Genomic DNA, 21,869 nt, shown 5'->3' on the forward strand with positions numbered 1-21,869 from the left:
TAAAAACTAGAATCGCTTATATACATAGCAGTGATTATGAAAGTCGATTATATGCTTATGAACCTAGCATGTCTTATAGCTTTTCCCTACCCGCTTATTATGGACAAGGAATTAGGTCCTGCTTAGTTATGACATTCCAAGCATGGCAACACGTGAGCATATCGGGTAAAATGGGTAGAATGAATTATTTTGATCGAGAGGAAATAGGCAGTGGACTAGATCTAATTAGTACATCTCATAAAACAGATATCAGCTTACAGATTGTTTGGAACAATTTATAAAATAGCCTCTCTAATTTTTACTAATTTCTCCAATAGCCCTTCCAATTGATTTAGTGGCAGCATATTGGCACCGTCTGACTTAGCTACACTTGGATTTGGATGTGTCTCAATGAACAAGCCATCCGTTCCTACTGCTATGGCTGCTTTGGCAATCGTTTCAATTAAAGCAGGTTGCCCACCAGTCACACCGGAGCCTTGGTTAGGCCGCTGTAAGGAATGGGTACAGTCCATGATCACGGGCACTTGAAAAGCAGCCATTTCAGGAATATTTCTAAAATCCACCACTAAATCCCCATATCCAAATGAATTTCCCCGATCCGTCAAATACACCAAAGCATCCGGATTTTCATGCTTCACCTTTTCCACTGCAAATTTCATGGAGGCGCCCGACATAAACTGGCCCTTCTTGATATTTACTGCTTTACCTGTTTGAGCAGCTGCGGCCAATAAATCAGTTTGGCGACATAAAAATGCCGGAATTTGCAGGACATCCACATAAGGAGCTGCCATGGCTGCCTCCCCACTTTCATGTATGTCTGTCACTGTTGGTACCTGAAAATGCTGCCCCACTTCATGAAGTATTTCCAAAGCTACTATGTCCCCGATACCGGTAAAAGAGTCAATCTTCGTACGATTGGCCTTACGATAAGACCCTTTAAAAATGAATGGAATACCCAATGTATCCGTGATAGTTTTGATACGCTCCGCAATTTCAAAAGCTAAATCTCTATTCTCAATGGCACAACTACCTGCCATGAGAAAAAATGGCGCCTTATCTTGATGGGTCGTGTAGGGTAATTTCATCATTATAAAATATTTACTTCTGTCTCTAACGATATTCCGAACTTCGTCAATATGGAGGACTTAATCTTTTCTGATAAACGTAGAATTTCTTGGCCTGTTGCCTTTCCATAATTCACCAATACCAAGGCTTGCTTGGCATGTACACCGGCATCTCCATCCCTAAATCCTTTCCAGCCAGCTTGTTCAATCAACCAGCCTGCAGGAAATTTAATATCGGTACTTCCGGCCACAGGATAATGAGGGATTTGAGGGTATGCTTTCATTAAAACTTCAGCCTGATTTTGTGGCAAAGTTGGGTTTTTAAAAAAGCTACCCGAGTTTCCTATTTCCTTTGGATCTGGCAATTTGCTTTGTCTAATTTCAATCACCGCTTGAGAAACATCCTGGATGCTAGGCTCAAGAATGTTTTTAGCTTGTAAAACATCCTTGATGGCTCCGTATGATGTTTGAATTTGCGCCTCTTTGCTTAGCTTAAAACATACATAAGCAATTAGGTATTGACCCTTTCCATCATGCTTAAAAAAACTTTCACGATAGCCAAACTCACAAGTAGCTGCATCAAAGGTTTGAAGGACATGTGTATGAAGATGAAAAGCCAGCAAATGATCAAAGCTATCTTTTATTTCTACCCCATAAGCGCCAATATTCTGCATTGGTGCTGCTCCAACAGTACCAGGAATTAAAGATAAATTTTCAATGCCCGACCAATGGTGAGCCACAGTATATAGTACAAAATCATGCCAAACTACGCCTGCTCCTGCCCTAACCCACACGTATTGATCATCTTCTTTGATGACTTCAATGCCATAGATAGCAATTTTAACAACCAAAGCATCCAAATCTTGGGTCAAAAGCACATTACTACCTCCACCCCAAAAAACATGTGGTACATGCGCATACAGACCCGAATTTAATAGGCTAAGGTATTGCTCAATCGATTGAATTTCTACGAAATACCTTGCCTTCACATCAATACCAAAAGTATTCAGTGCTTGAAGAGAATAATTTTCAAATACCCTGGGAAGGGCAATAGGTGAAGGCATACTAATGCAATTTAGTAGATAAAAATTCTTGCAAAGAAGGCTCATCCGTACTCATGAGTGTCTTGTTACTTCCTTCCCAAAGTTTTTTACCGTTTTTAAGGAACATAACATATTCTCCCATCCTTAGGACTGAATTCATATCATGTGAAATAACCACCGTGGTGATATCAAATTCTTTGGTGATTTCTTGAATTAATAAATCAATTTTTACTGCAGTCAAGGGATCTAAACCTGAATTAGGTTCATCACAGAATAAGTACTTAGGATTCATCACAATGGCTCGAGCTATCCCCACACGCTTTTTCATACCTCCCGAAATATCCGAAGGCATCTGACTAGCTGCCGCTTCCAAACCGACTCGCTGCAAACACTTAAAGGCTCTCTCATTTTTTTCCTCCATACTTTGGTGTGTCAAAATATCCAAAGGAAATCGAACATTCTCCAATACCGTTTTAGAGTCAAACAAAGCTCCTCCCTGAAATAAGACACCCATTTCCCGACGAATCGATTTAATAGTATCATTGGGAGCAGTAACAAAATCCCTTCCATCATATAACACTTGACCTGCCTCTGGTTTCAATATCCCAATCATACACTTCAACAACACACTTTTCCCTGTTCCACTTCCCCCAATCACCATATTGATTTTGCCTTTCTGGAAGCAGCCATCTACCCCATCCAGCACGACCTTTCCATCAAACTCTTTGTGTATGTTTTTGATTTCAATCATAACCAAAATTAGCTATATTTTGCCAATAATGAAGAAAGAACAGTGCTTTAACCTGCAATATTTTTTAGCTAATTACTAATCTAAATTGCCTGCCATTTGATCCATAGAAATAAAAAAAAGCACCTATCATTTAGGCGCTTTCTCATTATTTTCGAAGAATAGAATGACCCATTTTATCTCGTTTCGTTAGTAAATACTGTTTATTGTGCGGATTAGGATTTATCTCAATGGGAATACATTCCACAATTTCTAATCCATAGCCTAACAAACCTGCTCTCTTTTTAGGATTGTTGGAGATCAATCGCAATTTCTTTACTCCTAAATTCCTCAAAATCTGAGCTCCTACCCCATAATCTCGTTCATCCATCGCAAAACCTAATTCCAAATTAGCCTCCACGGTATCCCTACCCATTTCTTGCAATTTGTAGGCTTTCAGCTTATTCAATAATCCGATACCTCTACCCTCTTGAAACATATACAAGACTACACCTTTTCCTTCTTTTTCTACCATCTCCATGGCCTTGTGTAATTGAGGGCCACAATCGCAGCGACAAGAACCAAAAATATCACCTGTGACACAAGAGCTATGAACACGCACCATTACCTCCTCATCTTTCTCCCATGTTCCTTTTACTAAAGCCAAATGTGTATCTCCGGTATTTTTTTGCTTAAATGCAATTAAATCAAAATTCCCCCATTGGGTAGGCATATCCACACCAATCTCTCTTTGAATTAAAGACTCCTTATCCAAACGATATTCGATCAAATCTTTGATGGTCACTAATTTTAAATCAAATTTATCTGCGATCCGACGAAGATCAGGCAATCGTGCCATACTACCATCCTCATTCAATACTTCAATCAAAACACCCGATGGCTGGAATCCTGCTAATCGAGCAAAATCCATGGAGGCTTCTGTATGCCCTGTTCTGCGCAATACCCCTTCCGACTTACTTTTCAACGGAAAAATATGCCCAGGTCTTCCTAAATCACTAGGTTTAGTCATAGGATCTACCAATGCCTGAATGGTTTTCGCCCTATCTGAGGCTGAAATTCCAGTCGTGCAACCGTTGCCCAATAAATCCACAGATACGGTAAAAGGGGTTTCATGTGAGGTGGTATTATTATCCACCATCATTTCAAGACCTAAAGCACTACAACGGTCGTCTGTTAAAGATACGCACATCAAACCTCGTCCTTCTTTAATCATGAAGTTGACCAATTCAGGAGTAATAGCTTCCGAAGCGCATATCATATCACCCTCATTTTCCCGGTCCTCATCATCAGCGACAATGATAATCTTACCTTGTCGAATGTCTTCTATCGCATCTTCAATACGATCCAAGCGAATGGAATCTTCCTGCATGTGTGTTAGCTTTATGAACCAAAACACAAAGGTAAACAGATTTAGTTCCCATTTTACTACCTTTGTCAGATAATCTATCCCGCATCAGGCATGTCGATTGAAGTTGTTTCACTTTCTAAAATCTATGGCAATCAAATTGCTGTAAATTCTGTTTCATTTCAAGCATCTGAAGGTCAAATCATTGGTTTTTTAGGACCCAATGGTGCCGGAAAATCCAGTACCCTTAAAATGCTAGTAGGTCTTATTAAACCTAGCTCAGGCCATGCCAAAATACTAGGATTATCCATCGCAGAACATTCCTTAGAATTAGCCAGCAAAATAGGTTATTTAGCAGAAAACAATCCGCTATACCCAGATATGTATGTGCAGGAGTTTTTAGACTTCATTGGTAAAATTCATGGATTTCCCGCTGATAAAAGAAAGAAAAGAATCGAAGAGGTCATTGAATTAGTGGGCTTGAGACAAGAAAGAAAAAAGAAAATTGGGGAGTTGTCCAAGGGATACCAACAACGTGTGGGAATAGCTCAATCCATTTTTCATGATCCTTCAGTGCTGATTTTAGACGAGCCAACCAGTGGTCTTGATCCTAATCAAATGGCAGAAATCAGAACATTAATTCAATCCTTAAGCCCTGGAAAGATCATCTTATTTTCCAGTCACCTGCTGACTGAAGTAGAATCCATTTGCCACAGAATCTTATTGATAAGTCAAGGAAATTTAGTGGCTGATTGTACCTTAAGTGAGGCAAAAAACTATCCGGGAGGGTTGGCCGCCTTCTTTAAAGATAAAACAGCTTAATGCAGACTAAATGAATCGGCATCCAAATACGCCGGGAACTTTTCTCTGAAATCCAACAAGTCAGATTTAGAAATACTTAGTGTGTGAATAGCTGCTTGATCTGGCAAATGGGCTATTTCCTCACCTTTGAATGAAACCAAAGATGAATCTCCTTGATAAATCAAGTCATTACCATCTTTCCCTACTCGATTAACTCCCATTACATATGCCAAATTTTCTATAGCTCTCGCTTTCAATAAGGTTGACCAAGCGTGCGCTCTAGCTGCAGGCCAATTAGCCACATAAATAGCCAAATCATAAGCCATTCCTACATTTCTAGACCAAACAGGGAAACGCAAATCATAGCAAACATATAAAGCAATGTTCCAAGATTTATAGGAAATAATAACTTGCTTTTCACCTGAGGTATAAAACTTATGCTCATTTCCCATTCGGAACAAATGGCGCTTGTTGTAGGTCTGAATTTTTCCATCAGGAAAAACGGCCAGCAAACGATTATAGAAGTGATTATTTTCTTTGATTTTAAGACTTCCGATCAATAGGACATCGAGCCGATTAGCCATCATTTGCATCCATTGCACCTGAACACCTTTGGGAAAATCGGCGCCTTCTGGACTCATACTAAATCCAGTAAGAAACATTTCAGGTAAAACTACCACATCTGTCCTACCTTGTAATGCTTGTAATCGCTCTTCCAATATGGCACAATTAGCTACAGGCTTATCCCAAATGATAGGAACCTGCGCCATACTCACCCTCAAATCTAGATTCGGGGAAACCATGATCAAGCAATTTTATTTGGCTACGTAAGTGTAATACACTTTTAGTTTAATCTTACTGGCATCCAATGGCACATAACGAACATTCTCGCCGATGATTCGACTAAACCCTGAGGAATTAGTTGTAAGTGGACTTGTTACCAAAATAGCAAAATTCTTACGGTTATTCGAAATAATATTCTGAATAGCTGTCGTAATATTGAAGCTATAGGTTTTGTTCGAAAAATTAAAAGTAGAGGTCTGAGCGCCTGTTCCTCCTTCGGTCAACAAATATCGTAAACCATATGAATTTCTTAAGGTCCTATTCGAAGCATCCGTCTCAACCAAAGATAAAGATCCAAGCACTTTATCTAATTCATAACTATCGGCGGCAGGAATAACTAATTCTGCTTTGTTGATAGCTACATTTCCTTTGCCTTTTAAGTTTAGCAAATAGGGTATTTCAATTTTAGTAGCTAATCCAGTTCCTGACTGAACATAAGTGAGCATATTAGTCTGGGTAGCAGGTACTCGATCTCCCGGTTTTTTCAGATTAGCCAAAGCACCTGCACGGGTAATATTTATTTGATTAAATCTTCCATGGACTTCAGACACTAAGGCAGTAGATAAGCTAAAATAATAATTCACCGCATACTTCAAGGTATCATTTGGGTTATGGTAATGTAAAGTCATTACCGAATAAATAGGATTAATTCCTATTAAAGCTGCTCGGGCATCTGAAGTGGTCCGAAAATGCATGCCCTTGAAAAACTCCCTAAAACCTGGTCCACCCGCTGCAATGGTTTTATCTGTGTATTTACTCAATAATTCACGCCCAAAAGCGGGATTCATTTTAAATCTTAAAGTATCAAATTTTAAAGAGTCACCATTGGCTGTTTTAGCTTTTACGGGACGCGGATAAAATGAATGTGTTCCAATCGGTGTAGGGTCATATCCTACACTAGAATGATTAAAATAATCTACAAATCGGCTCACACTATCTTTCAGGCGATAAACAGAAATAGTCTGCATTTTCGTGGTATCACCAACATAAGAAGCATATACCAACTGCATCTTCAAAGAATCCAAAATAGATGTTTCCTTACTCTTCAGGGTATCCACATTGGCTATTTGAGTAAATGCCGATGCCGAAACTGTTCCTAAAATAGGATTTTGATATGACCCAATTTGGAAAGTATTTGTTTGATTCGTATAAATAGAATCGATTAAGACCGTCGAAGACTGAATACTCAATGAATCTGTGTAATTCAGACCTACCTCCACACTAAATAAATCAGACCCAATTTCTTTGGGTAAATCACATGAAGAAAGGAAAAGGGAAAGAATCCCTACCCATTTAATTGCCGGCCAATTCCAAATACAATTTTTCGAAGAAATCGAGATCATTTTCGGCAATATTTTGATAGGTTTTTGATTTAAATTCATCAATGATGGATTGAATACGGTTATTTTCCGCATTTTCTAATGATACTACTTTATCGGCATATTCAGCCCCTATTTTAATGAAGGCAGAATAATCTGAATTTGCTAAACTGCTTAAATTATCGTCTTCAATTTCCCCTAATTTAACTTTCTCTAATAAATCTTCGTTAGAAAACGTAAAATCAAATTCAGAATTGTGAGGAGAGAAAATAGTTTTTGAGTCCTTAAAAATCGGATGATTTTTGTAATGCGTGGAAATATACAAGGGTACTAAACTAGACATCCAATCATTGCAATGTACTACATCTGGTGACCATCCTAATTTAACCACGGTTTCTAGAGCACCTTTGCAAAAGAATGCTGCGCGCTCATGATTGTCCTCATAAAAATCGCCCTCTTTATCCGTTAAAACGAATTTACGCTGGAAATAATCTTCATTATCAATAAAATACACCTGCAATTTCGCTGCTGGAATACTAGCCACTTTGATGGTTAAAGGCTTTTCCTCTTCACCCATGGGAATAGTAATACCAGATAAACGAACGACTTCATGTAATCTGTTTTTGCGCTCATTGATAGAACCAAATCTTGGTACCAAGATTCGAATCTCCATTCCCCTCTCTTGCATGGCAGTAGGAAGGTTACGAACGAAGTCTGCAATTCTGGAGGTGTTAAGGAAAGGATCAACCTCACTCGAAACGTAAAGAATACGTAATTTGGACATTCTAAATTGATTTAGGGGAAAATTATCCCAAAAAAACTTTGCAAAAATATAAAAAAATAATCGGAATCCCGCTATATAATTTAGGCAAAGCTCTTTATTTTGCCTTTTGATTCCCTAAATCTATCCATAAAGCATGTTAAAATCCGTTCTTAAGTATTTATTTTCCACTCTACTTGCTGCATCGCTATTATACTGGGCTTTTGCCGCAAGTCATTTGGAGTGGGAGGATATTTACCGGACTTTCTTGCAGGCAAATTACCGATGGGTATCTGTGGCCATCATCATTTCCCTCCTTTCTCATTGGCTAAGAGCTCTTCGCTGGGAACAACTTCTTGAAAGTTTATCGTATCAGCCGGGGCAATTGAGAACTTTATCAGCAGTCTTGATAGGCTATTTTGCCAACTTTATTGTTCCCCGCATGGGAGAAGTTTCCCGCTGTGGTTCTCTACAGAAAACGGCTGATATCCCATTTGAAAAGTCTTTTGGAACAGTCATTACCGAACGAATTATTGATTTATTGGGCCTCGTAGGAATAGTCGGAATCACCTTTCTGGTTGAATGGAAGCCCATTCAAGCCTTTCTATTCCCGCACACAGAAACACCGCCCTTGAGCCTCATAGCGGGGCTCATTGTGATAGCTTTGATCGGACTCATTACCTTATGGTTTACCAAAGATTTTATCTTGGCTAAATGGGAAGTTCTTTCAAAAAGTTCTAAAGTTGGCCAAATACTTTCTGGTTGGATTGACGGGATCATCAGCATCAAGGGTGTAAAGAAACCTGGACTTTTCCTCCTATACACAGCAGCCATCTGGTTAGCTTATTTTTTAAATGCCTACACCTTGCTTTTAGCTTTTAACAGTACGGAAAACTTAGGCTTGGCAGCAGGCCTCAGTATTTTGGTCATGGGGACTTTCGGTATGGCTACACCTACCCAAGGTGGGATTGGAGCCTATCACAGCTTAGTGGCTTCTACCTTAGTATTGTACCAAATCGACATCAAAGAAGCGACCGCCCTAGCTACATTTTTTCATGGAACTCAAATGGCAACCATCTTGTTATTTGGGGGTATTAGCTTTATTTTAACTCTTTTCTTACCTAAAAAAATTAATCGTGTCAATTCTTAGTGAACATAAAATACATAACCTAAGTGAAGCGTTAGAGATTAGACAAAAATGGAAAAATGATCATCAAAAGGTTGTTTTCACCAATGGCTGTTTTGACATCTTACATTTGGGACATGTGGATTACCTGGAAAAATCTAGCCAAGCAGGTGATAAAATGATTGTAGCCGTGAATTCTGACCGATCTGTTAGAGAACTGAAAGGTCCGGAAAGACCGGTGAACTCAGAATATGCACGTGCCCGATTGATTGCCGCTTTAGGATTTGTATCCATGGTGATTATTTTTGACGAAGAAACACCGCTTGAATTGATCAAAACGCTTTTGCCCGATGTTTTAATCAAAGGAAATGATTATACGATTGATACCATCGTGGGTTCAAAAGAAGTTCTGGCAGCCGGTGGTGAAGTGAGCACCATTGATTTAGTACCCAATTATTCAACCACAGGAATTATAAACAAACTTAAAAAATAAACCAATGACAGGAATATATGTATTAACACTCCTATTTGGGGTTATCGGAATGATGATTTCTTGGAGATTAAAATCTAAATTCAAACAATATTCAGAAGTTCCATTACAGAGTAATCATTCCGGCCAAGAAATTGCCGAAAAAATGCTTCGTGATCACGGAATATATGATGTAAAAGTAATATCGGTGGACGGTCAATTGACTGACCATTATAACCCAACTGATAAAACAGTAAACCTTAGTGCGGATGTCTTCCACGGAAGAAATGCCGCAGCTGCAGCTGTTGCTGCTCACGAATGCGGTCACGCAGTACAGCATGCTCAGGCCTATGCATTTTTGCAGTTTAGAAGTGCTATGGTTCCCCTGTTAAATATCGCTAATGGCTTCATGCCTATTTTATTAATGATAGGTATGATGATTTTGTATTCGACAGGAAACCCTACTTTGCTCAGCATTGGTGTAGCCTTATTTGCCTTGGCTACCCTATTCAGCTTTGTCACCTTACCCGTGGAATTCGACGCTTCCAACCGTGCCTTAGCCTGGATAAAGAATAATCAAATTGTTACCCCCAAAGAATATGAAATGTCAAAAGATGCACTTTGGTGGGCAGCTATGACTTATGTAGTAGCAGCATTGGCCATGTTGGCTCAATTACTTTACTATATAAACTTACTGGGAGGTCGAAGAAGTAACGACTAAAAAAAAGGGGCCAATTAAATTGGCCCCTTTTTTATGCTTGAAGTTTGCTCTTCCGATAGCTGTAACTAAAGTAAATTATAAATCCAGCAATACACCAATACATGAATCTCTCCCAATTAGTGGCACCCATTTGCGTCATCAAATACAAATTGACTAATAAGCCTAAAACAGGTATCAAGGACAAACGCTTGGTGATACTAAAATATGCGATAAACAACCAAATGAGGAAAAATGCGGACATCAAAAAATGATCAGCTCTAGCCCCACCTGACCAATGTGCGTTCCAATAACTTAACCAAGCTGCTGAGGATGGCAAATACAAGTATAAAGAAAAAATCAAGGCTAGTCCTACCCAATAACTCGAATTAATATAAGGAATTTTAAATTTGGATTTCTGTTGATTTTCTGGATCTAAATCAAGAATAAGTACCCCTCCACATACCAAAACAAAGGCAAATAATGTTCCTATACTACTTAAATTGATTACTTCTTCCAGATTGGCAAACAAGGCAGGTATTCCTACCAATACTCCTGTCATGATGGTGGAGAATGAAGGTGTTCGATAACGTGGATGAATTCTGGAAAAGGCTTTAGGCAATAATCCATCCCTTGACATCGTCATCCAAATGCGTGGCTGGCCCAATTGATATACTAACAATGCACTAGTCAAAGCAATGACAGCACTGGCGGCAACTACTCCCGCTACGCCATGTAAACCTACTTCAGTAAACATATAGGCCAATGGATCCTCGATACCCGCCAAGGAGGCAGAGGGTACTATTCCAGTTAGGACCAGTGTTACCAAGACATATAAAACCGTGCAAATTATTAAGGCCCACATCATGGCCTTGGGAATATCTCTTTGAGGATTTTTACATTCTTCAGCCGTGGTGGAAATGGAATCAAAACCAATGTAAGCAAAACAAACAGCTGCCACACTCTTCAGCACACCGCTAATGCCATTAGGTGCAAATGGAGACCAATTCTCCACTTGTACATAAAATGCGCCTACACCTACTACGATTAAAATTACTAATAGTTTTAGTACAACCAGGATATTATTCATATTCTTGGTTTCACGAATTCCAATATACACCAAATAGGTGATAGCCGCTGTAATGATTAAAGCTGGAATATTTGCTACGAAATGCCACCCTAAAATAACTGGAGCCGTATCATAAGCCGTAAAACCTTCACGAACATTAACCGATAAGGTTTTAAAATCAATTCCCTGAGCAAAAGCCGTTTGGGCCTCTTGATAAGCTCTCTTGGCCGACAAAAAATCCATGGTCAAATAATCAGGAATATGGTATCCTAAACCCTCCACCAAATCGACAAAATACTTTGACCAAGAAATGGCTACCGCTACATTAGAAATGGCGTATTCCAATAAAAGATTCCAGCCCAAAATCCAAGCTACAATTTCACCAAGGCTGGTATAAGCATAAGTATAAGCGCTTCCACTGATGGGCACTGTAGCCGCAAAACGCGCATAGCAGAAGGCCGTAAACATACAGGCAACTGCAGTAAATACAAATAATAAGGAAACTGCAGGTCCACCATTTGCGGATGCTTGACCTATGGCAGAAAAAATACTGGCACCGATGATGGCCGCCACCCCTAAAAAAGTCAGATCTCGAACACCTAAATTTCGAACCATGGACCCACCTTCCAGCTTTTCGATCTCAATTTGATCAGCAACTATTTTATCTATGGATTTTTTTCTAAAAAAGGAGGAATTCATGGATTTAATGAGGTTGATGTGTCGTAAAGTTTAGCAAAAATACATCTTTCCCAAACAAATTCTAATTTGATGCTTTTACTTACCTTTGCAGGAAAGTAATCCTATGTCAGTCGCCATTGTCATTCTAAATTTTAACGGGAAGCATTTTTTAGAAAAATTCTTACCGACGGTTCTAGCTCATAGTCCGTCTGACAGTGTGTATGTGGCAGACAATGGCTCAACAGACGATTCGCTGGAATATGTTCAACAACATTTCCCCTCTGTTAAACTTATCATTGGTAAAGACAACTTGGGATATGCTGGCGGCTACAATCGAGCATTGAAGTCCATTGAGGCAGACTACTATGTTTTAATGAATTCCGACATTGAGCCAAATGAGAATTGGCTGAATCCCCTGCTGAATTATATGAATAACCATCCTCAGGTAGCAGCCGTTCAGCCATTTATTTTGGACTATAAAAACCCAGCCTATTTTGAATATGCGGGAGCAGCAGGAGGTTATTGGGATAATTTGGGCTTTCCTTTTTGTCGGGGAAGACTATTTGATTCCATTGAAAAAAATGAAAATCAATATGAGACGGCGCTGGTCAATTGGGCTACGGGAGCTTGCTTGATGGTGAGAGCTGATGTTTATTGGAAGGTAGGAGGACTTGATGAGTATTTCTTCGCACATATGGAAGAAATTGATTTATGCTGGAGAATACAAAGAGCTGGTTTTCAAGTAGCTGCTGTTGCTGAAAGTCAGGTAAAACATGTGGGTGGAGGAACACTTGAGCAAGGAAATCCTTTCAAGACCTTTCTCAATTTTAGGAACAATCTCATCCTATTGTATAAAAATCTAACAGGTTGGCAGAAATTTTTTGTTATACTTTTCCGCATGATAGCTGACGGATTAGCTGGTATAAAATTTCTTCTGGCGGGAGATATAGCTTTGACTATCGCTATTTTAAAAGCACATTTTGCTTTTTATTATTATCTAATTGGACATCATCCGAAGCAAAACTTATCAAAAAATTTAATTAATCATTCATCCATCAAAAGTTATCCCCAATCCATAGTTTGGCAATACTTCGTAGGTAAAAAGAAAAAATACAGTGAACTGAGTAACTAAAACTCCCAAACAGTGGGATTATTTCTTTGACGCAAATACCTACGAATATTCATCCAAAAGGCTAAGATCAAATAAATAATAATGGGCGACCCCATCGTGATAAAAGAAGTGTAAATAAAATACAATCGGATGCTGGAAGTAGATATTTTAAACTTCTCGCCTAATCTAGTACAAACGCCAAAAGCCTGATTTTCAACAAAATACTTTACTTTTTCCATGTAGCTAAATTTAACACCTACAAAAATATTAATTTATCCTCTTATTTCCGGAATAAAATACGAATAGTTCAAATATTTATACAAATATTGCAAAATATATTTAAAATAAATGATAATTTTTAATATTTAATTGGAAAAAGCTTGCATGCAATTGAATTTTATATACATTTGAGTACTTAAAAGTTTTATTTCGCAAAATTCCCGACTTCATCTCTCTCCTAGTATCTTCTCGGTATTTCCACCTTCTTCGATTCTATAAGTTTGTCCAGTCTAAAAATTCATGCGTCTAAAATTCTTAAGACTTAATTTTTTAACATTTATTTTTTATGCAAACTGGTAAAGTAAAATTTTTCAACGAGACGAAAGGTTTCGGATTCATCGTTGACGATCAAACAGGTGAAGACATTTTTGTACACGTAACTGGCTTAGCTGGAATTACGATCCGCGAAAATGACAGCGTTTCCTACGAAGTAACTGACGGAAAGCGTGGTGCCAATGCCATCAATGTAAAGAAAATCTAATTTTCTTACATGTCCTTGATTAGAGCCAATCAGTATTTCCCAATATATATTAGGTTATCCTATTAAAATTGCAACATTGATCTCTAATAAAGAGAAAACAAAAAGCCATCCTTTGGGATGGCTTTTTTGATATATGGTTTCTAAGGATTCTTAGGACTCAATCCAGGAAATAACCTCTTCTTTACTTGGCATGGCTGCTTCTATTTTCAGCTTTTTACGCATACCTCCTAAATCATTAAACACTTTGTTGGGATTGGCTGACTTCAGGTTTTCAAGGGTTAATATCCCCATTTTTTGAAGGGCAGGAATCCAATGTTCCGCCACACCTGCTTGTACAAAATCAGCATCGGATGACACTTCTTTGACAATCTCAGGACGCATTTGAGGGAAAAACAATACTTCTTGAATAGAAGATTGATTGGTCATCAACATCGTCAAACGGTCAATACCAATTCCAATTCCTGAGGTAGGAGGCATGGCATATTCCAAAGAGCGAATAAAATCATAATCCATGGCCATCGCCTCATCATCACCCTTCTCCGCCAATCGAAGCTGATCCTCAAATCGTTCTTTTTGGTCAATCGGGTCATTTAATTCCGAATAAGCATTCGCAATTTCTTTACCATTTACAAACAATTCAAATCTTTCCACAAGCCCATCCTTACTACGATGTTTTTTTGTCAATGGAGACATTTCGACAGGATAATCGATGATAAAAGTAGGTTGAATCAAATTCGCCTCCACTTTTTCACCAAATAGCTCATCGATCAATTTACCTTTACCCATTTGCTCATCTACCTCCATTCCAAAATCCAGGCACTTAGCTCTTAACTCATCTTCAGACAAGGCATCTACATCCACACCAGAATACTTTAAAATAGCTTCCGAAATAGATAATTTAGGATATGGCCCTGCAAATTCAATGGTATGTTCACCTACTTGCACTTGAGACTTTTGATGTAAAGTAGTCGCCACAGTTTCAAAAATCTTTTCAGTAAGATCCATCATCCAGTGGTAATCTTTGTAGGCTACATAAAATTCCAAGGAAGTGAATTCTGGATTATGCGTGCGGTCCATGCCCTCATTGCGGAACATTTTACCAAACTCATATACTCCGTCAAATCCTCCAACTATCAATCTTTTTAAATACAACTCATTAGCAATGCGCAAATAAAGCGGCATGTCCAAAGTATTGTGATGCGTTTTGAAAGGACGAGCAGAGGCTCCCCCATGAATAGCTTGCAAAACAGGTGTTTCCACTTCCAACCATCCGCGTTCATCAAACATGGCTCGCATGGTAGAAATGATTTTGGCACGTTTGATAAAAATATCCTTCACTGAAGGATTAACTATCAAATCCACATAACGCTGGCGATACCTTAATTCAGGGTCTGAAAAAGCATCAAAAGTTTGTCCCTCTGCCTCCTTGACTACCGGCAAAGGGCGTAAGGCTTTGGACAATAAGGTGAATTCACGAACATGTACTGATATTTCTCCCATTTGAGTGGTAAAAACATAACCCTTTACACCAATGATATCACCGATATCCAAAAGTTTTTTAAATACGGTATTGTATAAAGTTTTGTCATCCTCTGGGCATAAATCATCCCGACGAAAGTATAATTGAATACGACCAGAAGCGTCTTGCAACTCGGCGAAGGAAGCATTTCCCATGATTCGGAATCCCATCAAACGACCAGCCAATACCACATCTTGGTAATTGGCAGATTCAGTTGAATAATTAGACAAAATTTCCTTGGCATAAACATTCACTGGATAGGCTGCCGCAGGATACGGATCAATGCCCATCGCCATTAAATCCAATCTTTTTTGTCTTCTTAATTGTTCTTGCTCACTTAAAACCATGGAATATTTGCTTATTTCTAAAAATGAATTGCAAAAATAATTAATTATGAGCCGATTAAAAAATGGAATATTCAACCTCAGGAGTATTAATTTCAACCCATTGAAGTCGGAAATCAAATATATAAACGAGGTTTTTATCAAGTGCGCAAGCGAATGACAAGATAAAAACTGACAGTATACCCACTGATAAACACCGTATAGATTCCTGAAAATCTGACACAAATGCAACATAATCTGCCAATTCTTAAATCTTGTTAATAAATATTGACAGTCAAAACAATGGCACAGATTTTGCGTTAAATTCGCATATCAAAATCAAAAGCATTTTTAACATTATGGAAATCAAAAACCACCTTAAAACGTATGTGATTATCGCCTTACTTTCGAGCGGAATCACCCTTGGCGCCTACTCATTATTGAACATGGGCTCCACACACACCATAGGTGATGCACCTTCTGCATTTACAAGTTCTGTTTCCAACATTCAAAATGTACCAGGCAATCCTGGTGAATTCACTTTTGCAGCCGAAAAAACAACACCGGCAGTTGTACATATTAAAACCAAAATGACCGCTCGACCAAGTCGCCAGTCCTCACCATTTGATGATTTCTTTGGATTTGGTGATCCATTTGGCGGACGTCGTCAGCAAGCACCACAAACTCAAGAAGCATCTGGTTCTGGTGTGATCATCAGTTCTGATGGCTACATCGTGACAAACAATCACGTGGTACAAGAGGCTCAGGAGGTAAGTGTAATCTTGAATGACAAGCGTGAATTCAAAGCCAAAGTCATTTCTACTGACCCATCATCTGATTTGGCGGTTATTCAAATCAAGGCTGAAAATCTACCTTTCTTAACCTTTGGAGATTCAGATGCTTTACGTGTAGGCGAATGGGTCTTAGCCGTGGGTAATCCATTTAATTTAGAATCAACCGTAACAGCGGGTATTGTTTCAGCCAAGGGGCGTCAAAATATCATCGACCGAGATGGAGATACCAATCCATTGGAATCATTCATACAAACAGATGCCGCGGTAAACCCAGGAAACTCAGGTGGCGCCTTGGTTAATTTAAAGGGAGAATTGGTGGGTATTAATACTGCTATTTATTCCAGAACGGGTCAATTCGCAGGTTATTCATTCGCAGTTCCAGTGAGTATTGTGAAAAAAGTGTCCTCTGATTTAATCAAGTATGGTAACGTACAAAGAGGTTTTTTGGGAGTTAGCATCATGGAGGTAAATGCCAAATTGGCAGAAGAAAAAGACCTAAAATCGAAAGATGGTGTCTATGTAGGTGGATTCTCTGAGAATTCTGCAGCTAAAGATGCTGGTATCAAAATTAATGATGTCATCACAAAAATTGATGGTTCGGATACCAAGTCTACTGCCAAATTAATGGAGATTGTAGGAAGAAAACGTCCAGGTGAAAGTATCTTGGTGACAGTTAATCGAGATGGTCAAACCAAAGAATTCAAGGTGACCTTGAAAAATAAAGATGGAAATACGTCCATTGTCAAAGGAGATGTAGGAGAATCAAGCAAATCAGAATTCTTAGGAGCAAAATTTGGTAGCCTAAGTAGTTCAGATAAAGAGAAATTCAAAGTGAGCAGTGGAGTGAAAATCATTGAAGTTTTAGCCGATGGCCGCTTAGAAATGTATGGTTTATCTAAAGGATCCATCATTACCAAAATAAATGACAAAGTAGTCAATGATCCCAAAGAAGCTGTAGAGTTATTAGAAGCAAGAAAAGGGCGAATTAAACTTGAAGGAATAGATGTAGATGGCTCTCGATTTATTTACGTCTTATAGAAGATTCCAATAAGTAATGTATTGACCATTTTAAAATCCCTCGGAGTTCGAGGGATTTTTGTTTTTGAACGCTTTTTCCAAACGCTGTTAAGGTTTAAAACCTTGACAGCGTTGAGCGTTCATAACGATTTTGAAAATATAATAATTGTCCAAAATATTGATTTTAAATCTAATTGCTTGACACAAAAAAAGAGCCAAGGTTCTCCTTGGCTCTTTCATATCATTGGGTGATATACTTATTTCTTGTAAGTAACAGTTTTAACAGCTTGAACTGTACGTTCCACACTTGGTAAAATCTCTTCAATCAAGGTTGGAGCATACGGTAGCGGTAAATCACGTGAATTCACTCGAACTACTGGAGCATCTAAATAATCAAATGCCCAGCGTTGTAAGTGATAGGTTATTTCAGAGGAAATAGCCGCTAATGGATTAGCCTCTTCCACCACCACACAACGATTGGTTTTCTTAACTGATTCTACCACTGTTAAATAATCAATTGGACGTACACTACGTAAGTCCACCACCTCTGCATCAATACCTAATTTAGCCAATTCTTCCACCGCTGGCATCACCACACGTGAAAGCATTTTTCCAAAAGTAACGATGGTCACATCCTTACCTGACTTCACTACATTGGCTTTACCTATCGGAATTAAATATTCTCCATCTGGCACTAGTCCTTTATCACCATACATCAATTCCGACTCCATGAAAATAACAGGATCATTATCACGAATGGAAGCTTTTAATAATCCCTTGGCATCTGCTGGATTGGAAGGAACCACCACTTTTAAACCTGGAGTATTGGCATACCAATTTTCAAAATTAGATGAATGTTGGGAAGACAATTGTCCAGCATTTCCCGTAGGTCCACGGAACACGATAGGACAAGAATATTGACCACCCGACATGGACATCATTTTAGAAGCCGAATTGATGACTTGATCAATGGCAACCAATGAAAAGTTGAAGGTCATAAACTCCACGATAGGACGTAATCCATTAGCAGCAGCTCCTACTCCAATACCCCCAAATCCTAACTCAGCAATAGGCGTATCAATCACTCTATCTGGCCCAAACTCATCCAACATCCCTTGGGAAACCTTGTAGGCACCATTGTACTCAGCTACCTCCTCACCCATTAAAAAAACGGATGCATCACGTCGCATCTCTTCTTGCATTGCCTCACGCAGGGCTTCTCTGAATTGAATCTCTCTCATATGATTTTAAGGTGTATGAAAAAACATAACCGCGCAAAATTAGGCAAGAAAAAGCATACCGCAAAACCAAAATTAGGTTCTCAAATTGCCCGATTTGATAAATTCATGGTATTTTTAAACTTTCATTCGAATTTATTAAGCCATGTCTGTTCAAATTGCTCCGATTTCCACTTCCTTACCTACATTTCTTAGCTCTAAAAACTACTCGAAAGTGCTGGTTTTGGTAGATGAACAGACCAACAAATATTGCCTACCTAAGATACAAAGCCTATTACCTAGCCAATTTGTGAAGGTGCTCATCAAATCAGGAGAGTCACAAAAAAACCTGGATACTTGCATTAAAATCTGGGATGTCATGACTCGCCATAACCTAGACCGACATGCGCTGATGATTAATTTAGGAGGAGGGGTCATCGGTGATATGGGTGGATTTTGTGCTTCTACCTATAAAAGGGGAATAGATTTTATTCAAGTTCCCACTACCCTCTTGGCTCAGGTGGATGCTAGCGTTGGAGGAAAATTGGGCATAGATTTCCAAGGCTTGAAAAACCATTTAGGTGTATTTCAATTACCCAAAGCCGTTTTAATTGATCCAGCTTTCATAGATACACTTTCAGAAAAGGAAAAGAGATCAGGCTTTGCCGAAGTCATCAAGCACTGCATGATTCGAGATGTGGAAAAATGGAATGAAGTCCGTCTAATTGACTGGCAAGACAATAATTTTTCTTCATTAGTGGCACATTCTGTAGCAATTAAACAGGCGGTAGTAGAAGAGGATCCTAAAGAAGCAGGAATCAGAAAAATATTAAATTGGGGACATACCTTAGGTCATGCCGTAGAAACTTTTTTGTTAAATCAAGGTAAAAGGAAAATTTTACATGGTGAGGCCGTAGCCGTGGGAATGATTACCGAGGCCTTCATTGCACATCAAAGGGACTTAATCAGCCTAGAAGAATTGGAGGAAATTGAGGTTTATTTATTTGCCACTTACGGTAAGGTTCATATAGATGAAAGCGAGATTGGGGAAATCATCGCATTAACCTTGCAGGATAAAAAGAATTTAGGAGGAGAGGTTCGGTTTTCTCTATTGACAGGAATTGGAGATTGCGGATACGATATTCCAGTGAGTAAAGCGGAAATGAAAAAAGCTCTTCAATATTACATTGGGTAATTACTCAATAACTTGGGGAACTTTAAAATAACTATCATTGGTCTCTGGTCCCAAGGCCAAGGCCCTTTCACGCTCCAACATACCTTTGGCCTGATCTTCCCTAAAATGATTCAAGGCAGGAGTCATGTGAACCAAAGGTTCAACAGCAGAGGTATCCACAGCATTTAAAGCTTCCATCCAATCCAATACCTTGTTGATGGAATCTTGCATTTCCTGAATTTTTTCTTCCTTTAACTCCAAACGAGCCAAATGAGCGATTTTGATCACATCCTCCTTATTTACTTTCATCGTTCTTGGGATTTAATTTCTTATCATCGGGCATCTCTTTATCCAAAAATGCATTGATAGTATCTCTATTCAAAGTAGAGGTAATTTGTCCAAATGAATCTATGTTCATTTCGAATCCAGCTAAATCTGGATGAACTTTAGGCGACTTTTCTTTCGTCTTTTTAGCTTTCTCTTTCATTAAGATAAGGTTGGGAATTTGTCTAATGCCTGTCTCAATCTTGCTAACACCTGATCTTTACCCCATAGTTCCAAGGAAATCATCAAATCGGGGCCAGCTCCCTTACCACTCAATGCGACACGGAAAAGCTGCATCACTTTACCCATTTTGATTCCTGCTGTTTCCAAGCGTTGCTGAATGGTTTGTTTGATATCATCTGCATGCCATGAGGTGCAAGAAGGTAAAATTTCCAATAAAAGCTCCAATGCTCTCTTGGTTTCCGAGTTCCATTTAGAAGCTAATACATCTGCATCATAGCTATCTGGTATAGCTAAGAAATCTTCTACCATACTAAGTAAATCTTGAGGAAATGTAATACGGTCTAAAAACAAATGGACATAGGCTTCCCCTTTTTCTGCTTCCAAACTAGGCAAATACGTCGCCGCTAATTCTTTGGCGCCATGCTGTTTAAGATATTGCTGATTAAACCATTGAGCTTTCTTTACATCAAACTTTGCTCCAGCCTTGTTGATTCTTTCCAGTGAAAAAGCCTCTATCAAATCTTTCAAAGAAAAGAGTTCTTGCTCTGTCCCTGGATTCCAACCCAGAAATGCCAAAAAATTTACGGTGGCCTCTGGCAAATACCCCTCTTGCTTAAATCCTTTGGAGATGGCACCTGTTTGGGGATCTTTCCATTCCAAAGGGAAAACGGGAAATCCTCCTAAATCAGCATCTCTTTTGGATAATTTACCATTTCCTTCTGGTTTCAACAAAAGTGGTAAATGAGCAAATTGCGGTGGAGTCCATCCGAAAGCTTGGTACAACAAAATATGCAAAGGGGCAGAAGGCAACCATTCCTCCCCACGAATCACATGGCTAATTTGCATGATATGATCGTCTACCACATTAGCTAAATGGTAAGTAGGCATACCATCTGACTTCATCAATACTTTATCATCAATACTCGAAGTATGTACATGCACCCAATCACGAATCACATCTTGAAATCGAATTTCACCTTTGGCAGGAACTTTCAAGCGAATCACATATGGAGTATTATTGGCTAATAATTGCTCCACCTCCTTCTTAGGTAAGGCAAGAGAATTTCTCAATTTAACGCGAGTAACGGCATTGTATTGAAAAGCAGAACCTTTACTTTCAAATAATGCTCGCATAGCATCTAATTCTTCTGAAGTATCAAATGCATAATAAGCTTTACCCGATTCAATCAATTTCTGGGCATATGATTTATAAATTTCTTTTCTTTCGCTTTGACGATAGGGTTCATGTGGCCCTCCTATCCCAATTCCTTCATCTGGTGATATGCCCAACCAAGCTAAACTTTCCAATATATAGTCTTCAGCACCTGGCACAAATCGTGCTTGGTCGGTGTCTTCAATTCGTAAAATAAAAGTACCTCCTAATTTACGAGCCAACAGAAAATTATATAAGGCTGTTCGCACGCCTCCTATGTGCAAGGGACCGGTGGGACTAGGGGCAAAACGAACACGTACTGAATTAGGCAT

The 21,869-nt window shown here is 38.9% G+C and carries 23 protein-coding genes; 9 read left to right on the top strand and 14 right to left on the bottom strand.

Features of this window, described 5'->3' with window-relative positions; translation table 11 throughout:
* The first annotated feature begins 68 nt into the window (after positions 1-68).
* Positions 69-281, top strand: a complete 213-nt coding sequence (locus ESB04_RS11115) for a hypothetical protein (RefSeq protein WP_129027821.1) — start codon at positions 69-71, stop codon at positions 279-281.
* On the opposite strand, the gene kdsA is transcribed toward ESB04_RS11115, so the two are convergent.
* The 4 genes from kdsA to ESB04_RS11135 all read right to left on the bottom strand — a co-directional run bounded on the left by kdsA (position 276) and on the right by ESB04_RS11135 (position 4,224).
* Positions 276-1,085, bottom strand: coding sequence for a 3-deoxy-8-phosphooctulonate synthase (kdsA, locus tag ESB04_RS11120; RefSeq protein ID WP_205749507.1), 810 nt, complete (start codon positions 1,083-1,085; stop codon positions 276-278). The two genes, ESB04_RS11115 and kdsA, sit on opposite strands and share 6 nt — an antisense overlap.
* A 2-nt stretch (positions 1,086-1,087) precedes the next feature.
* Positions 1,088-2,128, bottom strand: a complete 1,041-nt coding sequence (gene murB, locus ESB04_RS11125; protein WP_129027823.1) for a UDP-N-acetylmuramate dehydrogenase — start codon at positions 2,126-2,128, stop codon at positions 1,088-1,090.
* Between the two features lies 1 nt (position 2,129).
* The gene (locus ESB04_RS11130; RefSeq protein ID WP_129027824.1) at positions 2,130-2,858 is read right to left on the bottom strand and encodes an ABC transporter ATP-binding protein; all 729 of its coding nucleotides are present in this window, start codon (positions 2,856-2,858) and stop codon (positions 2,130-2,132) included.
* Between the two features lie 145 nt (positions 2,859-3,003).
* Complete coding sequence (locus tag ESB04_RS11135) at positions 3,004-4,224, bottom strand: bifunctional 3,4-dihydroxy-2-butanone-4-phosphate synthase/GTP cyclohydrolase II (RefSeq protein WP_129027825.1); 1,221 nt, start codon at positions 4,222-4,224, stop codon at positions 3,004-3,006.
* Between the two features lie 90 nt (positions 4,225-4,314).
* Here ESB04_RS11135 and ESB04_RS11140 point away from each other — a divergent pair, with 90 nt between their 5' ends.
* A complete protein-coding gene (locus ESB04_RS11140) occupies positions 4,315-5,022 on the top strand; it encodes an ABC transporter ATP-binding protein (protein ID WP_129027826.1) in 708 nt (235 codons plus the stop codon).
* Here ESB04_RS11140 and ESB04_RS11145 read toward each other — a convergent pair.
* The 3 genes from ESB04_RS11145 to ESB04_RS11155 are packed head-to-tail and all read right to left on the bottom strand — an operon-like array spanning position 5,019 to position 7,947.
* On the bottom strand, positions 5,019-5,804 hold the full coding sequence (locus ESB04_RS11145; RefSeq protein WP_129027827.1) for an amidohydrolase: 786 nt from the start codon (positions 5,802-5,804) through the stop codon (positions 5,019-5,021). The two genes, ESB04_RS11140 and ESB04_RS11145, sit on opposite strands and share 4 nt — an antisense overlap.
* Before the next feature lie 12 nt (positions 5,805-5,816).
* Entirely contained in the window at positions 5,817-7,187 is a 1,371-nt protein-coding gene (locus ESB04_RS11150) for a DUF4270 family protein (protein ID WP_164969650.1), read from the bottom strand.
* Positions 7,138-7,947 carry a glycogen/starch synthase gene (locus ESB04_RS11155; protein ID WP_129027829.1) on the bottom strand — a complete coding sequence of 270 codons (810 nt, stop codon included), beginning with the start codon at positions 7,945-7,947 and terminating at the stop codon, positions 7,138-7,140. The genes ESB04_RS11150 and ESB04_RS11155 overlap by 50 nt, the downstream gene beginning before the upstream one ends.
* Before the next feature lie 133 nt (positions 7,948-8,080).
* On the opposite strand from ESB04_RS11155, the gene ESB04_RS11160 reads away from it, so the two are divergent.
* Genes ESB04_RS11160 through ESB04_RS11170 form a run of 3 tightly spaced genes read left to right on the top strand, consistent with a single transcriptional unit; the run spans position 8,081 to position 10,239 of the window.
* Positions 8,081-9,073, top strand: a complete 993-nt coding sequence (locus tag ESB04_RS11160; RefSeq protein ID WP_129027830.1) for a lysylphosphatidylglycerol synthase transmembrane domain-containing protein — start codon at positions 8,081-8,083, stop codon at positions 9,071-9,073.
* Positions 9,066-9,542, top strand: coding sequence for a D-glycero-beta-D-manno-heptose 1-phosphate adenylyltransferase (gene rfaE2 / locus ESB04_RS11165; RefSeq protein ID WP_129027880.1), 477 nt, complete (start codon positions 9,066-9,068; stop codon positions 9,540-9,542). The genes ESB04_RS11160 and rfaE2 overlap by 8 nt, the downstream gene beginning before the upstream one ends.
* Positions 9,543-9,546: 4 nt before the next feature.
* Entirely contained in the window at positions 9,547-10,239 is a 693-nt protein-coding gene (locus tag ESB04_RS11170; RefSeq protein ID WP_129027831.1) for a zinc metallopeptidase, read from the top strand.
* A 31-nt stretch (positions 10,240-10,270) separates the two neighbouring features.
* Here ESB04_RS11170 and ESB04_RS11175 read toward each other — a convergent pair whose 3' ends face one another.
* Positions 10,271-11,983 (bottom strand): amino acid permease, encoded by a 1,713-nt coding sequence (locus ESB04_RS11175; RefSeq protein ID WP_129027832.1) that lies wholly within the window; start codon positions 11,981-11,983, stop codon positions 10,271-10,273.
* 103 nt (positions 11,984-12,086) lie between these two features.
* Between ESB04_RS11175 and ESB04_RS11180 the strand changes: the two genes are divergently transcribed.
* Positions 12,087-13,094, top strand: coding sequence for a glycosyltransferase family 2 protein (locus tag ESB04_RS11180; RefSeq protein ID WP_129027833.1), 1,008 nt, complete (start codon positions 12,087-12,089; stop codon positions 13,092-13,094).
* Here the strand turns inward: ESB04_RS11180 and ESB04_RS11185 are convergent.
* Complete coding sequence (locus tag ESB04_RS11185; RefSeq protein ID WP_109322469.1) at positions 13,091-13,312, bottom strand: PspC domain-containing protein; 222 nt, start codon at positions 13,310-13,312, stop codon at positions 13,091-13,093. The genes ESB04_RS11180 and ESB04_RS11185 overlap by 4 nt on opposite strands.
* Before the next feature lie 326 nt (positions 13,313-13,638).
* On the opposite strand from ESB04_RS11185, the gene ESB04_RS11190 reads away from it, so the two are divergent.
* Positions 13,639-13,833, top strand: a complete 195-nt coding sequence (locus ESB04_RS11190) for a cold-shock protein (RefSeq protein WP_129027834.1) — start codon at positions 13,639-13,641, stop codon at positions 13,831-13,833.
* 150 nt (positions 13,834-13,983) lie between these two features.
* On the opposite strand, the gene lysS is transcribed toward ESB04_RS11190, so the two are convergent.
* Complete coding sequence (lysS, locus tag ESB04_RS11195; RefSeq protein ID WP_129027835.1) at positions 13,984-15,699, bottom strand: lysine--tRNA ligase; 1,716 nt, start codon at positions 15,697-15,699, stop codon at positions 13,984-13,986.
* A 335-nt stretch (positions 15,700-16,034) separates the two neighbouring features.
* Between lysS and ESB04_RS11200 the strand changes: the two genes are divergently transcribed.
* Positions 16,035-17,507, top strand: a complete 1,473-nt coding sequence (locus ESB04_RS11200) for a Do family serine endopeptidase (RefSeq protein ID WP_235832233.1) — start codon at positions 16,035-16,037, stop codon at positions 17,505-17,507.
* Positions 17,508-17,743: 236 nt separating this feature from the next.
* On the opposite strand, the gene ESB04_RS11205 is transcribed toward ESB04_RS11200, so the two are convergent.
* Positions 17,744-18,727, bottom strand: a complete 984-nt coding sequence (locus ESB04_RS11205; protein ID WP_129027836.1) for a pyruvate dehydrogenase complex E1 component subunit beta — start codon at positions 18,725-18,727, stop codon at positions 17,744-17,746.
* Positions 18,728-18,869: 142 nt separating this feature from the next.
* On the opposite strand from ESB04_RS11205, the gene aroB reads away from it, so the two are divergent.
* Complete coding sequence (gene aroB, locus ESB04_RS11210; protein WP_129027837.1) at positions 18,870-19,898, top strand: 3-dehydroquinate synthase; 1,029 nt, start codon at positions 18,870-18,872, stop codon at positions 19,896-19,898.
* Here the strand turns inward: aroB and gatC are convergent, their stop codons facing one another.
* From gatC to gltX, 3 genes are read right to left on the bottom strand one after another with little or no spacing between them, the layout of a single operon-like run.
* A complete protein-coding gene (gatC, locus tag ESB04_RS11215; protein ID WP_129027838.1) occupies positions 19,899-20,186 on the bottom strand; it encodes an Asp-tRNA(Asn)/Glu-tRNA(Gln) amidotransferase subunit GatC in 288 nt (95 codons plus the stop codon).
* The gene (locus tag ESB04_RS11220) at positions 20,173-20,364 is read right to left on the bottom strand and encodes a hypothetical protein (RefSeq protein WP_129027839.1); all 192 of its coding nucleotides are present in this window, start codon (positions 20,362-20,364) and stop codon (positions 20,173-20,175) included. Before ESB04_RS11220 ends, gatC begins: the two co-directional genes overlap by 14 nt.
* Positions 20,364-21,869 (bottom strand): glutamate--tRNA ligase, encoded by a 1,506-nt coding sequence (gene gltX, locus ESB04_RS11225; protein ID WP_129027840.1) that lies wholly within the window; start codon positions 21,867-21,869, stop codon positions 20,364-20,366. The genes ESB04_RS11220 and gltX overlap by 1 nt, the downstream gene beginning before the upstream one ends.

The organism is Aquirufa rosea, from assembly GCF_004118285.1.
GTDB lineage: Bacteria > Bacteroidota > Bacteroidia > Cytophagales > Spirosomataceae > Aquirufa > Aquirufa rosea.